This is a genomic window from Streptomyces lasalocidi (assembly GCF_005280215.1).
Classification (GTDB): Bacteria; Actinomycetota; Actinomycetes; order Streptomycetales; family Streptomycetaceae; genus Streptomyces; species Streptomyces longwoodensis.
This window is the reverse complement of the sequence record NZ_SZNQ01000001.1, coordinates 1,602,184-1,617,642: the sequence shown is the minus strand read 5'-3', so window position 1 is coordinate 1,617,642 and position 15,459 is coordinate 1,602,184. Positions and strand designations below refer to the sequence as shown.

The following is a 15,459-nucleotide window of genomic DNA, read 5'->3' as shown; positions in this document are numbered from 1 at the left end:
CACACCCCCGCGATCCAGCCCCGCCTGCACATCCGACCGCGATCCACAAGAACGCCTTCCCGGTCATCCGGACCGCACCGGTTCGTATACCGAACTCCGGTCCGGTTAGGCTCATGACATGCATGCCTGGCCCGCTTCCGAGGTCCCCGCCCTGCCTGGTCAGGGCCGCGACCTGAGGATCCACGACACCGCGACCGGCGGCCTGGTCACCCTCGACCCCGGTCCCGTCGCCCGCATCTACGTCTGCGGCATCACGCCGTACGACGCCACCCACATGGGGCACGCGGCGACGTACAACGCGTTCGACCTCGTACAGCGCGTGTGGCTCGACACCAAGCGGCAGGTCCACTACGTCCAGAACGTCACCGACGTCGACGACCCGCTGCTGGAGCGTGCCCAGCGGGACGACGTCGACTGGGTCGCCCTCGCCGAGAAGGAGACCGCCCTCTTCCGCGAGGACATGATCGCCCTGCGGATGCTCCCGCCGCGCCACTACATCGGGGCCGTCGAGGCGATACCCGGCATCGTGCCGCTGGTGGAGCGCCTGCGCGAGCTCGGCGCCGCCTACGAGCTCGACGGCGACGTCTACTTCTCCGTCGAGTCCGACCCGCACTTCGGCCAGGTCTCCCGCCTCGACGCCGCCGCCATGCGGCTGCTGTCCGCCGAACGGGGCGGCGACCCCGACCGGCCCGGCAAGAAGAACCCGCTCGACCCGATGCTGTGGATGGCCGCCCGTGAGGGCGAGCCCAGCTGGGACGGCGGCTCGCTCGGCCGCGGCCGCCCCGGCTGGCACATCGAGTGCGTCGCCATCGCCCTGGACCACCTCGGCATGGGCTTCGACGTCCAGGGCGGCGGCTCCGACCTGGCCTTCCCGCACCACGAGATGGGCGCTTCGCACGCCCAGGTGCTCACCGGCGAGTTCCCCATGGCGAAGGCGTACGTCCACGCCGGCATGGTCGCCCTGCACGGCGAGAAGATGTCCAAGTCCAAGGGCAACCTCGTCTTCGTCTCGCAGCTGCGCCGCGACGGCGTCGACCCGGCCGCGATCCGGCTCGCCCTGCTCGCCCACCACTACCGGGCCGACTGGGAGTGGACCGACCAGGTGCTCGCCGACGCCCAGGCCCGCCTCGGCCGCTGGCGCGCGGCGGTGTCCCGGCCCGACGGTCCGTCAGCCGACGCCCTGGTGGAGGAGATCCGCGCGGCCCTGGCCACCGACCTGGACGCCCCGGCCGCGCTGGCCGCGGTGGACCGCTGGGCGCAACTCCAGGACACACAGGGCGGCACCGACACCGCCGCCCCCGGCGTCGTCTCCCGCGCCGTGGACGCCCTGCTGGGCGTGGCGCTCTGAGCGACGCCTGACCCGAACGCGCCGAGGGGCGCGCTTCCCGCGGGAAGCGCGCCCCTCGGCACGTCGGACCGTCAGTCCTCGGACGGCCGGTCCCCCGACGCGCCGTCGTCCTCGCCGCTCGGCTTCGGTGGCTTCGGGGGCCGCGTGCGCTCCCCGTGGCCCTCCCACCGGTAGGGCGGCGTCCCCGGACCCGTGTCGCCCTCCGCCGGGCCGCCGTCGCGGCGCCGCAGGTACCGCTCGAACTCCCGGGCGATCGCCTCACCGGACGCCTCCGGCAGCTCGGCGGTGTCCCGGGCCTCCTCCAGCGTCTGCACGTACTCGGCGACCTCGCTGTCCTCCGCGGCGAGCTGGTCCACGCCCACCTGCCACGCGCGCGCGTCCTCGGGCAGCTCGCCCAGCGGGATGCGCACGTCGATCAGGTCCTCCAGCCGGTTCAGCAGGGCCAGCGTGGCCTTCGGGTTCGGCGGCTGCGACACGTAGTGCGGTACGGCCGCCCAGAGGCTCACCGCCGGCACGCCCGCGTGCGTGCACGCCTCCTGCAGGACACCGACGATGCCCGTGGGCCCCTCGTACTTGGTCTCCTCCAGGTCCATCCGGCGGGCCAGGTCCGGGTCGGACGTGGTGCCGCTGATCGGCACCGGACGGGTGTGCGGGGTGTCACCGAGCAGGGCACCCAGGACGACCACCAGCTCCACACCCAGCTCGTGCGCGAAGCCCAGCAGCTCGTTGCAGAACGAGCGCCAGCGCATGGACGGTTCGATGCCGCGGACCAGGACCAGGTCCCGCGGCTTCTCGCCGCCGACGCGCACCACCGACAGTCTCGTCGTCGGCCAGGTGATCTTCCGTACGCCCGCGTCCATCCACACCGTGGGACGGTTGACCTGGAAGTCGTAGTAGTCCTCGGCGTCGAGCGCCGCGAACACCTCGCCCTTCCACTCCCTCTCGAGATGCGCGACCGCGGTGGAGGCGGCGTCGCCGGCATCGTTCCAGCCCTCGAACGCGGCCACCATGACCGGGTCGATCAGCTCGGGAACCCCCTCGAGCTCGATCACCCAGCGCCTCCTTCCGACGTGCCCTCGCCTGACCACCCAACCTTACGGCGTGCGGCGGGGGCGCCCGCAGCCCCCTTGCACCGGGGACGAACGGATCACTGCCCCGTTCCCCACCGGTGAACACCACCGGCGCGTGAAGATCGACGACGCGCGCCGGACAGCCCGGAAGGGGCGTCCGCGCCGGTGCGCGGACGCCCCTTCCGGTCCGGCCGGGCCGGTCACTTCCCGTCGAGCACGTCCTGCACCTTCGCGCGGACCTCGTCCGTGGCCAGGCCCCGGATGGTCAGCGTCGTCCGGCGGCGCAGCACGTCGTCCGCCGTCTCGGCCCACTCGTGGTCCCGGGCGTAGACGACCTGGGCCCAGATCTCGGGGGCGTCGGGGTGGACGCGGCGGCCCAGCTCCGGATCCTCGTTCGCCAGGCGGGCGATGTCGAAGGCCAGGGAGCCGTAGTGGGTCGCCAGGTGCTTGGCGGTGTCGGCCGCCATGCGCGGGCCGGGCGCCGGGTTGTCGACGAGCAGCCGGTGGGCGACCGCGCGCGGGTTGGCGACACCCGGCAGCGGCAGCCGCTTCGGCAGCGAGGCGATCGGTTCGAAGTCGTCGCCCAGCGGGTGGCCGGGCAGCGCCTCCAGCTTCTTCATCACCGTGCGGCCGATGTGCCGGAACGTCGTCCACTTGCCGCCCGCGACGGACAGCATCCCGCCGCGGCCCTCGGTGACGACCGTCTCCCGCTTGGCCTTGGCGGTGTCGCCGGGGCCGCCGGGCAGCACCCGCAGGCCGGCGAAGGCGTACGTGATCAGGTCGCGGTCCAGCTGCTGGTCGCGCACGGAGAACGCGGCCTCGTCGAGGATCTGGGCTATGTCCTTGTCGTTGACCGCGACGTCGGCCGGGTCGCCCTCGTACACCTCGTCGGTCGTGCCGAGCAGGAGCATGTCCTCCCAGGGCAGCGCGAAGGTGATCCGGTACTTGTCGATCGGGGTGGCGAGCGCGGCCCGCCACGGGGCGGTGCGCTTCAGCACCAGGTGGGCGCCCTTGGACAGCCGGATGGACGGCGCCGCGGCGGGGTCCTCCATGCGGCGCAGGTGGTCGACCCAGGGGCCGGTCGCGTTCAGCACCAGCCGGGCGTTCACGCCGAACTCGTCGCCGGAGAGCCGGTCGCGCAGCTCGGCGCCGGTCACCCGGCCCCGGGTGAAGCGCAGGCCGGTGACCTCGGCGTGGTTCAGCACCACGGCGCCCGACTCGACGGCCGCGCGGACCGTCATCAGCGCCATGCGCGCGTCGTTCATCTGGTCGTCGCCGTACACGGCCACGGCCTTGAGGTTCTCCGTGCGCAGCTCCGGCACGTCCTGCGCCGCCTTGGCGGGGGAGAGCAGGTGGCCGACGCCGTCGCCGAACGCGGAGAGCGCGGAGTAGGCGAACACGCCCGCCCCGAGCTTCGCCGCGCCGTGCGGCCCGCCCTTGTACACGGGGAGGTAGAAGGTCAGCGGGTTCGCCAGGTGGGGGGCCACCTGGCGGGAGACCGCACGGCGCTCGAAGTGGTTCTCCGCCACCAGCTTCACCGCGCCGGTCTGCAGGTAGCGCAGACCGCCGTGGAGCAGCTTGGAGGAGGCGGAGGAGGTGGCGCCGGCGAAGTCGCCGGCGTCGACCAGGGCCACCCTGAGGCCGGACTGCGCGGCGTGCCAGGCGGTGGAGATGCCCAGGATGCCGCCGCCGATCACCAGGAGGTCGTACTGCGCCTTGGAGAGCTGCTCCCGGGTCTCGGCTCGGCTCGGGGCGGAGCCGGAGGACGGGTGCGTCCCCAGGGCAGGCACGGACTGCAGGGTGGACTGAGTGGTCATGTCGGGTACTTACTCCTCGTCAGAGCTGTCGCGGGGGCAGGCAGCTCAGCTCTCGTCCTCGATCCAGCCCATGGTCCGCTCGACGGCCTTGAGCCAGTTCTTGTACTCACGGTCGCGGGTCTCCGCGTCCATGCGGGGGGTCCACTCGGCGGCCCGGCGCCAGTTGGCGCGCAGGTCGTCGGTGCTGTTCCAGAAGCCGACGGCGAGACCGGCGGCGTAGGCGGCGCCGAGGCAGGTGGTCTCGGCGACCATCGGGCGCACCACGGGCGCGTCCAGGACGTCCGAGAGGGTCTGCATCAGCAGGTTGTTCGCCGTCATGCCGCCGTCGACCTTGAGGGTCACCAGCTCGACGCCGGAGTCCTTCACCATGGCGTCGGCGATCTCCCGGGTCTGCCACGCGGTGGCCTCCAGGACGGCCCGTGCGAGGTGCGCCTTGGTGACGTACCGGGTGAGGCCGGCGATCACACCGCGGGCGTCGGAGCGCCAGTGCGGGGCGAACAGGCCGGAGAAGGCGGGCACGAAGTAGGCGCCGCCGTTGTCCTCGACGGACAGCGCGAGCGTCTCGATCTCGGCGGCGGTGGAGACCAGGCCCATCTGGTCGCGCATCCACTGCACCAGCGAACCGGTGACGGCGATCGAGCCCTCCAGGGCGTAGACCGTGTCCTGGTCGCCGATCTTGTAGCCCACGGTGGTGAGCAGGCCGGCGTACGAGTTGATGATCTTCTCGCCGGTGTTCATCACCATGAAGGTGCCGGTGCCGTACGTCGACTTGGTCTCGCCCTCGGAGAAGCAGGTCTGGCCGAACAGGGCCGCCTGCTGGTCGCCGAGCGCGGAGGCGACCGGGATGCCGCCGAGCAGGTCGCCCAGCTTGCCGCCCTTGATCTCGCCGTAGACCTCGGCCGAGGAGCGGATCTCCGGCAGGATCTGCAGCGGCACGCCGATCGACTCGGCGATCCGCTCGTCCCACTCCATGGTGTGGAGGTTCATCAGCAGGGTGCGGGAGGCGTTGGTGACGTCGGTGACGTGCCGGCCGCCGTCGACACCGCCGGTCAGGTTCCAGATGACCCAGCTGTCCATGGTGCCGAAGAGGATGTCGCCGGCCTCGGCGCGCTCCTGGAGGCCCTCGACGTTCTCGAGCAGCCAGCGGGCCTTGGGGCCGGCGAAGTAGGAGGCGAGGGGCAGGCCGGTCTCGCGGCGGAAGCGGTCCTGGCCGACGTTGCGGCCGAGTTCCCGGCACAGGGCGTCGGTGCGGGTGTCCTGCCAGACGATGGCGTTGTGGACGGGCTCACCGGTGTTCTTGTCCCACAGCACGGTGGTCTCGCGCTGGTTGGTGATGCCGATGGCCTTGATGTCGTCGCGGGTGATGCCGGCCTTCTCGACGGCGCCGGCGACGACCTCCTGGACGTTGGTCCAGATCTCGGTGGCGTCGTGCTCGACCCAGCCCGGCTTGGGGAAGATCTGCTCGTGCTCCTTCTGGTCGACGGAGACGATGCGCCCGTCGCGGTCGAAGACGATGCAGCGCGAGGAGGTGGTGCCCTGGTCGATGGCGGCGATGAACGGGCCGGCGGTGTGGGCGTCGGTCACTCTGTGCTCCTGGGGAATCCGTGGTCTTGGGTGCTCGGGTCTTGAGGGCTTGTACGTACGGCGTGCGCGGGGAGTTTCGTGCTCCTCACCCGAACGGGCGAAGCGCGGTGCCGAAACTCGGTGACTAGGCGAACGCCACGTTGTAGATGCCCGCCGCGATGGCGCCGCCGATCAGCGGGCCGACCACGGGGACCCAGGCGTAGCTCCAGTCGGAGCCGCCCTTGTTGGGCAGGGGCAGGAGGGAGTGCACGATGCGCGGGCCGAGGTCACGGGCCGGGTTGATCGCGTAGCCGGTCGGTCCGCCGAGCGAGAGGCCGATGGAGACCACCACGAGCGCGGTGATCAGCGCGCCCAGGGTGCCGAGGCCGTTGCCCTTGTCGTTCAGGCCCTGCGTGAGCACGGCGAGCACCAGCACGATCGTGCCGATGATCTCCGTGGCGAGGTTCTGCACCGCGTTGCGGATCTCCGGACCGGTGGAGAAGACGCCCAGGACCGGGCCGGCGCCCTTCTCCTGGGCCTCGACGGCCTTGGCCGCCGTGGCCTGCGCACCCGGGCCGCCGACGATCTCCCGGTCGGTGAGGTGCGCGTGGAACTGGCCGTAGTAGGCGACCCAGACCAAGGTCGCGCCGATCATGGCGCCGAGGATCTGTCCGCCCCAGTACGCGGGCACGTTGCTCCAGTCGCCGTCCTTGATGGCGAGGGCGAGCGTCACGGCCGGGTTGAGGTGGGCGCCCGACAGGGGCGCCGAGGTGTAGACCGCGGTGAGCACGGCGAAGCCCCACCCGAAGGTGATGGCGAGCCAACCGGCGTTGCGGGCCTTGGAGGCCTTCAGCGTGACGGCGGCGCACACACCGCCGCCGAGCAGGATGAGTATGGCGGTACCGATGGTCTCGCCGATGAAGATGTCGGAGCTGGACACCCGCGACTCCTTTGTCCTTCGTCCAGGGAAGCCGATCCCCGGGTCCCGCCGGGGATCTGGCGCCCTCGGTGATGAGAGCGATGCCGGCCCTTGGCGTTGTCACACTCTAGCGCGTATTGCCGGTAGGTGTTCGACAATGCCGACCGATGGACGGGAGTCTTGCTGTGGCGTTACGCACCCGTCAAGAGTCCTGTTATCGAAAGCACGATCGTTATTGATCGCCCTGTGCTATCGATCTTCAGCAGGCAGGACCGACGACTCACCCTTTTTGTCCGTCGAAGGGTAGGTAGAAACCGGAACGCCGACCAGGCGTCCCGGTGAGGATGGTGGTGGTCCGACTCCCCGCGGCAGCGCCCGGGGCAACCGCTCAGAAGCGCCCGGCGCCCAGGTCCCGCGACACCGCGCGGGCGCAGTCCCGCACCGCCGCGATCAGCTCGGGCCGCAGCGCGCCCTCGTCGTCGGACCGGCACAGCCGCTCCACGGCGCCGGTGATGCCGACTGCGCCGACCGGCATGCGCCGCCGGTCGTGGATGGGGGCGGCGATGGACGCGACGCCCTCCCAGGTCTCCTCCACGTCGGCCGCGTAGCCCCGCGCGCGCGTGATGTCCAGGAGCTGCTCGAAGTCGTCCAGGTCGCACACGGTGCGGTCGGTGAACGCCTTGCGGTCGGCCTCCAGGGCCTCGCTGTGCGCCACCGGGTCGTAGGCCGACAGCACCTTGCCCAGGGCGGTGGAGTGCAACGGCTGCATGGCGCCGATCTCCAGCACCTGCCGGCTGTCGTCGGGGCGGAAGACGTGGTGCACGATCAGCACGCCCTGCTGGTGCAGGACGCCGAGGTGGACGCTCTCGCCGCTGGAGCGGGCCAGGTCGTCCGTCCAGACCAGGGCCCGGGCCCGCAGCTCGTGCACGTCCAGGTAGGTGGTGCCCAGGCGCAGCAGTTCGGCGCCCAGCTGGTAGCGGCCGGAGGCCTCGTCCTGCTCGACGAACCCCTCCTGCTGGAGCGTGCGCAGGATGCCGTGGGCGGTGCCCTTGGCCAGGCCGAGCGACGAGGCGATGTCCGACAGGCCGAGCCGCCGCTCGCCGCCCGCGAGCAGCCGCAGCATCGCGGCCGCCCGTTCGAGCGACTGGATGTTCCGTGCCATCGCCGTCCTGCCTCCGTCCCCTTCGACCGTCCGGCCCCGCGGCCGTCCCGCCCGTGTCCGCACGGACGCGCCGTCGGGCGTCCGCCCGCCGCGCGCAGTGCGAACTGTCACCGTTCGGCAATGCCGAACACTACCGGTCCATGCCGACCTCCTGCCAATGGTCCGACGGCATGCGTTCCGACGTCCGTCCCCCGGGAGTGGCCCGGCGGTCATCGGCGTCCGCCCCGTGGACGCCCTGACCATATGCCCTCCGTCCCGGCTACCCTGACGGCGTGCGCTCTCCCCGCGAGCCGTCGTGCACGCATCCTGGGGGAGGCAAAGCCGACAGCCGTCGCACCCGAGGGAGCCCTTCCATGGCCTCTGTGCCGCCGACCCCTTCCACCGACAGCCGGGCCCGTGTGTCCGCGCTCCGTGAGGCCCTCGCCACCCGTGTGGTGGTCGCCGACGGGGCGATGGGCACGATGCTCCAGGCCCATGAGCCCACGCTGGAGGACTTCCAGCAGCTCGAGGGCTGCAACGAGATCCTCAACGTCACCCGCCCGGACATCGTGCGCTCGGTGCACGAGGCGTACTTCGACGCGGGGGTCGACTGCGTCGAGACCAACACGTTCGGCGCCAACCACGCGGCCATGGCCGAGTACGACATCGCCGACCGCGTCGAGGAACTGTCGGAGGCGGGCGCCCGCATCGCCCGCGAGGCGGCCGACGCCCACACGGCCCGCGACGGCCGCCGCCGCTGGGTGCTGGGCTCGATCGGTCCCGGTACCAAGCTGCCCACCCTCGGCCACGTGCCCTACGGCACGATCCGCGACGGCTTCCAGCAGAACGCCGAGGGCCTGCTGGCCGGCGGCGCCGACGCCCTGATCGTGGAGACCACGCAGGACCTGCTGCAGACCAAGGCGTCGGTGCTGGGCGCGCGGCGCGCGATGGAGGCGACGGGCGTCGAGGTGCCGTTGCTGGTGTCGATGGCGTTCGAGACGACCGGCACGATGCTGCTCGGCTCCGAGATCGGCGCGGCCCTGACGGCCCTGGAGCCGCTGGGCATCGACATGATCGGCCTGAACTGTTCCACCGGCCCCGCCGAGATGAGCGAGCACCTGCGCTACCTCACGCGGCACGCGCGGATCCCGCTGCTGTGCATGCCGAACGCGGGTCTGCCCATCCTCACCAAGGACGGCGCCCACTTCCCCCTCGACCCGGAGGGCCTGGCGGACGCCCAGGAGAACTTCGTCCGCGACTACGGCCTGAACCTGGTCGGCGGCTGCTGCGGCACCACCCCGGAGCACCTGCGCCGGCTCGTCGAGCGCGTGCGCGACGCCGCTCCGGCCGAACGCTCCCCGCAGCCCGAGCCGGGCGCGGCCTCGCTCTACCAGTCCGTGCCGTTCCGTCAGGACACCTCCTACCTGGCGATCGGGGAGCGCACCAACGCCAACGGTTCGAAGAAGTTCCGTGAGGCGATGCTCGCGGGCCGCTGGGACGACTGTGTGGAGATCGCCCGGGAGCAGATCCGCGAGGGTGCACACATGCTCGACCTGTGCGTGGACTACGTCGGGCGGGACGGGGTCGCGGACATGCGGGAGCTGGCCGGACGCCTGGCGACGGCCTCCACGCTGCCGGTCGTGCTGGACTCCACCGAGGTCGAGGTCCTGCGGGCGGGTCTGGAGAAGCTCGGCGGCCGCGCGGTGATCAACTCCGTCAACTACGAGGACGGCGACGGGCCCCAGTCGCGGTTCGTGAAGGTCACGCAGCTGGCGAAGGAGCACGGGGCGGCGCTGATCGCGCTGACCATCGACGAGGAGGGCCAGGCCCGCACCCCCGAGAAGAAGGTCGCGATCGCCGAGCGGCTCATCGCCGACCTGACCGGCACCTGGGGCATCCGGGAGTCGGACATCCTCATCGACACCCTGACCTTCACCATCTGCACCGGCCAGGAGGAGTCCCGCAAGGACGGCATCGCGACGATCGAGGCGATCCGTGAACTCAAGCGCCGCCACCCCGAGGTGCAGACCACGCTCGGCCTGTCCAACATCTCCTTCGGCCTGAACCCGGCCGCGCGCATCCTGCTCAACTCCGTCTTCCTCGACGAGTGCGTCAAGGCCGGCCTGGACTCCGCGATCGTCCACGCGTCGAAGATCCTCCCGATCGCGCGGTTCAGCGAGGAGGAGGTCCGCACGGCGCTCGATCTGATCCACGACCGGCGCAGCGAGGGCTACGACCCGCTGCAAAAGCTCATGCAGCTGTTCGAGGGCGCGACCGCGAAGTCGCTGAAGGCGGGCCGGGCCGAGGAGCTGGCCGCGCTGCCGCTGGACGAGCGGCTCAAGCGGCGCATCATCGACGGCGAACGCAACGGCCTGGAGGCCGACCTCGACGAGGCCCTGCGGGAGCGGCCCGCGCTGGACATCGTCAACGAGATCCTGCTGGACGGGATGAAGGTCGTCGGTGAGCTGTTCGGCTCCGGGCAGATGCAGCTGCCGTTCGTGCTGCAGTCCGCCGAGGTGATGAAGGCGGCCGTCGCCCACCTCGAACCGCACATGGAGAAGGTCGAGGGCGACGAGGCCGGCAAGGGCACGATCGTGCTGGCGACCGTGCGCGGCGACGTCCACGACATCGGCAAGAACCTCGTCGACATCATCCTGTCCAACAACGGCTACAACGTGGTCAACCTCGGCATCAAGCAGCCCGTCTCCGCGATCCTGGAAGCCGCCGAGGAGCACCGGGCCGACGTCATCGGCATGTCCGGGCTCCTGGTCAAGTCCACGGTGATCATGAAGGAGAACCTGGAGGAGCTCAACCAGCGCGGTCTCGCGGCCGACTTCCCGGTCATCCTCGGCGGTGCGGCGCTCACGCGCGCGTACGTCGAGCAGGACCTGCACGAGATCTACCAGGGCGAGGTCCGCTACGCCCGCGACGCCTTCGAGGGCCTGCGCCTGATGGACGCCCTCATCGGCGTCAAGCGCGGGGTGCCCGGCGCCAAGCTGCCCGAGCTCAGGCAGCGCCGGGTGCGGGCCGCCACCGTGGAGGTCGAGGAGCGCCCGGAGGAGGGCCACGTCCGCTCGGACGTGGCCACGGACAACCCCGTGCCCGAGCCGCCGTTCTTCGGCACCCGCATCATCAAGGGCATCCCGCTCAAGGAGTACGCCTCCTGGCTCGACGAGGGCGCCCTGTTCAAGGGCCAGTGGGGACTGAAGCAGGCCCGCACCGGCGAAGGGCCGACGTACGAGGACCTCGTCGAGACCGAGGGCCGGCCCCGCCTGCGCGGCCTGCTGGACCGCCTCCAGACGGACAACCTGCTCGAGGCGGCCGTCGTCTACGGCTACTTCCCGTGCGTCTCCAAGGACGACGACCTGATCGTCCTGGACGAGCGGGGCAACGAGCGCACCCGCTTCACCTTCCCGCGCCAGCGCCGCGGGCGCCGGCTGTGCCTGGCCGACTTCTTCCGCCCCGAGGAGTCGGGGGAGACGGACGTCGTCGGCTTCCAGGTGGTCACCGTCGGCTCGCGCATCGGTGAGGAGACCGCCCGGCTGTTCGCCTCGAACTCCTACCGCGACTACCTGGAGCTGCACGGCCTGTCGGTGCAGCTCGCGGAGGCCCTCGCCGAGTACTGGCACGCCCGCGTGCGTGCCGAGCTGGGCTTCGCCGGGGACGACCCCGACGAGATGCAGGGCATGTTCGAGCTGAAGTACCGCGGCGCCCGCTTCTCCCTGGGCTACGGCGCCTGCCCCGACCTGGAGGACCGCGCCAAGATCGCCGAGTTGCTGGAGCCCGAGCGGATCGGCGTCCACCTGTCGGAGGAGTTCCAGCTGCACCCCGAGCAGTCCACCGACGCCATCGTGATCCACCACCCGGAGGCGAAGTACTTCAACGCCCGCTGACGGCGCGCGGTACTTCGACGCCCGCTGACGGCGCGCGCTCGAGCCGCCCTCGACACCCGCTCCGGGAACGACGGAGCAGTCCGGGCGAACGAGGCGTTCCGTCGTCGGACGTCGTACACTGGTCGGTCCACCGAAGGCCGGTTCCCCGCGCGGGAACCGGCCTGCTCGTCCCTTCAGGAGGTACGTGGATGACCAGCACGGTCCCCGCGCTCGACACCCGGCCGGCCGAGGGTTCGGCCCTCCAGGCCGTGTTCCTCGACATGGACGGCACCCTGGTGGACACCGAGGGCTTCTGGTGGGACGTCGAGGTCGAGGTCTTCGCCCGCCTGGGCCACACCCTCGACGAGTCCTGGCGCCATGTCGTGGTGGGCGGCCCCATGACCCGCAGCGCGGGGTTCCTCATCGAGGCGACCGGCGCCGACATCGGCCTCGCCGACCTGAGCGTCCTGCTCAACCAGGGCTTCGAGGAGCGCATCGAGACGGCCCTGCCGCTGATGCCCGGAGCCACCCGGCTGCTCGCCGAGCTGGCCGAGCACCAGGTGCCCACGGCCCTGGTCTCCGCCTCGCACCGGCGCATCATCGACCGGGTGCTGGCCTCGCTCGGCCCTCAGCACTTCCGGCTCAGCGTGGCAGGTGACGAGGTGGCCCGCACCAAGCCGCACCCGGAGCCCTACCTGCGCGCCGCCGCCGGACTGGGCGTCGACCCGACCCGGTGCGCCGTCGTCGAGGACACCGCCACCGGCGTCGCCTCGGCGGAGGCCGCGGGCTGCCACGTGGTCGCCGTGCCGTCGGTCGCCCCCATCTCCCCGGCCGCCCGGCGGACCGTGGTCAGCTCGCTGGAAGAGGTCGACCTGACATTCCTGCGCGGCCTGATGACACAAATGCGGTAGGTGTTCACCCAGCGTGCACCGTCGTTAGCCCCGGTGCCCGCCGCTGTTAGGGGAGGAATTCGGCGCGCCCCCGCCGGGGGAATTCCGATCTTCGTCGCAGGCCGAATTCCGCTCCCCGCCCCCGGCACCCCGGGATGTGACGTTTCCCACGCCGCGACGCGTCGACAGTCGGGCCCGGATGTGCTCTGCGTCCCCGTTCGGGGCATCTGGGCGCGCCCTTGTGTCCCGATTGGTAGACCGCTGCACTAATCCTTCCGCTGGCGCGTTTTCAGTCCGTCCGCACCCGGTTCCGCTCAGTGATGGGCATTCAACTCCGCCACGGGCGGGGGTCCGTGACGGTGCCGACTAATCTCATCGCGAGAACCTCGCACCTACCCCCGTGTTCCGCCGCGACACCCCTGCATGCCGGATACACGGACCCGAACGCTCTGGAGAAACTCGAGCATGAACCGCAAGAATCTGGTGCTGCCGGCCGTCGTCGGTCTGCTCGCGCCCGTGCTCGCCGCGTGCGGCGGGTCCGACAGCGGCAGCGGAGGCGGCAACGCCATCGTGGTGGGCACCACCGACCGGTTCACGGCTACCAAGGACGCCCCCGCGCCCCTCGACCCGGCCTACGCCTACGACGTCGGCTCGTGGAACATCCTGCGCCAGACCGTGCAGACCCTGATGATCCTGCCCAAGGGCGACGGTCAGCCGGTCCCGGAGGCCGCGGAGAGCTGTGGCTTCACCGACACCGGCAACGAGCGCTACGCCTGCAAGCTGCGCGACGGCCTGAAGTTCTCCAACGGCGAGGCGATCACCGCCGCGGACGTGAAGTTCTCCATCGAGCGCGCCCGCACCATCAAGGCCGACACGGGTGTCTTCGCGCTGATGTCGACCGTCGACACCATCGAGACCCAGGGCGACCGCGAGGTCATCTTCCACCTGAAGACGGCCGACGCCACCTTCCCGTACAAGCTGTCCACGCCGGTCGCGGGCATCGTCAACCCCGACGACTACGCCAAGGACAAGCTGCGCGACGGCTTCTCGGTCGACGGATCGGGCCCGTACACGCTGAAGGCCGAGACCGACGGCGACGAGATGACCCGCGCCGTGTTCACCAAGAACCCCCACTACAAGGGGACGCTGAAGGTGAACAACGACAAGGTGGAGATGGCCTCCTTCGCGGACGCCGACACCATGGGCAAGGCCCTGGACAAGGGTGACATCGACGTCATGACCCGCAGCATGACGCCCGCCCAGGTCGACAAGCTGTCCGCCCCGAGCTCCACCGACAGCAAGGTCGAGCTGGTGGACGTCGCCGGACTGGGCATCCGCTACCTGGCGTTCAACACCGAAGCGCCGGCCGTGGAGAGCAGGGCCGTCCGCGCGGCCATGGCCCAGGTCATCGACCGCAGCAAGCTCGTCACCGAGGTCTACGGCACCCAGGCCGAGCCGCTGTACTCGCTGGTCCCGGCCTCCGTCGCCGGCCACACCAACGCCTTCTACAACAAGTACGGCGACCCGAGCGTCGCCAAGGCCAAGTCGCTGCTGCAGAAGGCCGACATCAGCACCCCGGTGAAGCTCACGCTGAACTACACCACCGACCACTACGGTGCCGCCACCAAGCAGGAGTTCGAGGTCCTGTCGAAGCAGCTCAACGACAGCGGGCTGTTCGACGTCACCATCAAGGGCACCGCCTGGGACGCGTTCATCCCCGCCGAGCGCAAGGGCGAGTACGCCGTCTACGGCATGGGCTGGTTCCCCGACTTCCCCGACGCCGACAACTTCCTGGCGCCGTTCCTGGACAAGGACAACACCCTCAACTCGCCGTACTCCAACAGCAAGATCATCAATACGCTGATCCCGGAGTCCCGCCGCGAGACCGACCGCGCCTCGGACAAGAGCCTGACCGAGATCCAGGACATCGTCGCCGACGACGTCCCGATCCTCCCGCTGTGGCAGGGCAAGGAGTTCGTCGCCGCCCGCGACGACATCACCGGCACCGCCTACGTGCTGAACTCGGCCTCCTCCCTCCAGCTCTGGGAGCTCGGCCGCGGCGTCAGCGAGTAGTCACCGCACACCGGCAAGCGAAGGGGCGGTCCCCCCCCCCGAGGGAGGGGGACCGCCCCTTTTCTCCGTTCTTCGCCGCGGCCGCCTACTGCGCGCCGGGACGCACCAGCCCGCTCTCGTACGCGTAGACCGCGGCCTGCACCCGGTCGCGCAGACCCAACTTGGTCAGCACGTGCCCGACGTGCGTCTTCACCGTCGTCTCGCTGACGAACAGGTCGGCGGCGATCTCGGCGTTCGACAGGCCGCGCGCCACCAGCTTCAGCACCTCGACCTCACGGTCGGTCAGGGTGTGCAGCGTGTCCGGTACCGGCTCCTCGCCCGAGGGGAGGTGGGTGGCGTACTTGTCGAGCAGCCGGCGCGTGATGCTCGGCGCCAGCATGGCCTCGCCACCGGCCACCACCCGGATGGCCTGCACCAGTTCGTTGGCCGGCGCGTCCTTCAGCAGGAAGCCGCTGGCACCGGCGCGCAGCGCCTCCACGACGTACTCGTCGAGGTCGAACGTGGTCAGCACGAGCACCTTCGCCGGGCCGTTGCGCTCCGGGCCGGTGATCTGACGGGTCGCCTCGACGCCGTCCATCCGGGGCATCCGGATGTCCATGAGCACCACATCGGGCTGCAGGGCCCGCACCTGGTCGAGGGCCTGCAGACCGTCGCCGGCCTCGCCCACGACCGCGAGGTCCTGCTCCGCCTCCAGGATCATCCGGAAGCCCGTACGCAGCAGGGGCTGGTCGTCGACCAGTAGGACGCGGATGGCCACGTGAGTCTC

General features: G+C 71.0%; 10 protein-coding genes. 4 read left to right on the top strand and 6 right to left on the bottom strand.

What is annotated here, in order from left to right; translation table 11 throughout:
• Positions 1-118 precede the first annotated feature (118 nt).
• Complete coding sequence (gene mshC / locus E4U91_RS07180; protein WP_137306044.1) at positions 119-1,348, top strand: cysteine--1-D-myo-inosityl 2-amino-2-deoxy-alpha-D-glucopyranoside ligase; 1,230 nt, start codon at positions 119-121, stop codon at positions 1,346-1,348.
• Positions 1,349-1,419: 71 nt separating this feature from the next.
• On the opposite strand, the gene E4U91_RS07175 is transcribed toward mshC, so the two are convergent.
• The 5 genes from E4U91_RS07175 to E4U91_RS07155 all read right to left on the bottom strand — a co-directional run bounded on the left by E4U91_RS07175 (position 1,420) and on the right by E4U91_RS07155 (position 7,879).
• Complete coding sequence (locus tag E4U91_RS07175; protein ID WP_137306043.1) at positions 1,420-2,400, bottom strand: PAC2 family protein; 981 nt, start codon at positions 2,398-2,400, stop codon at positions 1,420-1,422.
• 218 nt (positions 2,401-2,618) lie between these two features.
• On the bottom strand, positions 2,619-4,235 hold the full coding sequence (locus E4U91_RS07170) for a glycerol-3-phosphate dehydrogenase/oxidase (RefSeq protein WP_137306042.1): 1,617 nt from the start codon (positions 4,233-4,235) through the stop codon (positions 2,619-2,621).
• 45 nt (positions 4,236-4,280) lie between these two features.
• Entirely contained in the window at positions 4,281-5,819 is a 1,539-nt protein-coding gene (gene glpK / locus E4U91_RS07165) for a glycerol kinase GlpK (RefSeq protein ID WP_137306041.1), read from the bottom strand.
• Positions 5,820-5,943: 124 nt separating this feature from the next.
• On the bottom strand, positions 5,944-6,738 hold the full coding sequence (locus tag E4U91_RS07160) for an MIP/aquaporin family protein (RefSeq protein WP_137306040.1): 795 nt from the start codon (positions 6,736-6,738) through the stop codon (positions 5,944-5,946).
• Between the two features lie 367 nt (positions 6,739-7,105).
• On the bottom strand, positions 7,106-7,879 hold the full coding sequence (locus tag E4U91_RS07155) for an IclR family transcriptional regulator (RefSeq protein ID WP_137306039.1): 774 nt from the start codon (positions 7,877-7,879) through the stop codon (positions 7,106-7,108).
• Between the two features lie 353 nt (positions 7,880-8,232).
• Between E4U91_RS07155 and metH the strand changes: the two genes are divergently transcribed.
• From metH to E4U91_RS07140, 3 genes are all read left to right on the top strand, one after another.
• Positions 8,233-11,751, top strand: coding sequence for a methionine synthase (gene metH / locus E4U91_RS07150; protein WP_137306038.1), 3,519 nt, complete (start codon positions 8,233-8,235; stop codon positions 11,749-11,751).
• Between the two features lie 188 nt (positions 11,752-11,939).
• Positions 11,940-12,641 (top strand): HAD family hydrolase, encoded by a 702-nt coding sequence (locus E4U91_RS07145; RefSeq protein WP_137306037.1) that lies wholly within the window; start codon positions 11,940-11,942, stop codon positions 12,639-12,641.
• A 444-nt stretch (positions 12,642-13,085) separates the two neighbouring features.
• The gene (locus E4U91_RS07140) at positions 13,086-14,693 is read left to right on the top strand and encodes an ABC transporter substrate-binding protein (RefSeq protein ID WP_137306036.1); all 1,608 of its coding nucleotides are present in this window, start codon (positions 13,086-13,088) and stop codon (positions 14,691-14,693) included.
• Between the two features lie 85 nt (positions 14,694-14,778).
• Here E4U91_RS07140 and E4U91_RS07135 read toward each other — a convergent pair whose 3' ends face one another.
• A complete protein-coding gene (locus tag E4U91_RS07135; RefSeq protein WP_067235162.1) occupies positions 14,779-15,450 on the bottom strand; it encodes a response regulator in 672 nt (223 codons plus the stop codon).
• Between the last annotated feature and the right edge of the window lie 9 nt (positions 15,451-15,459).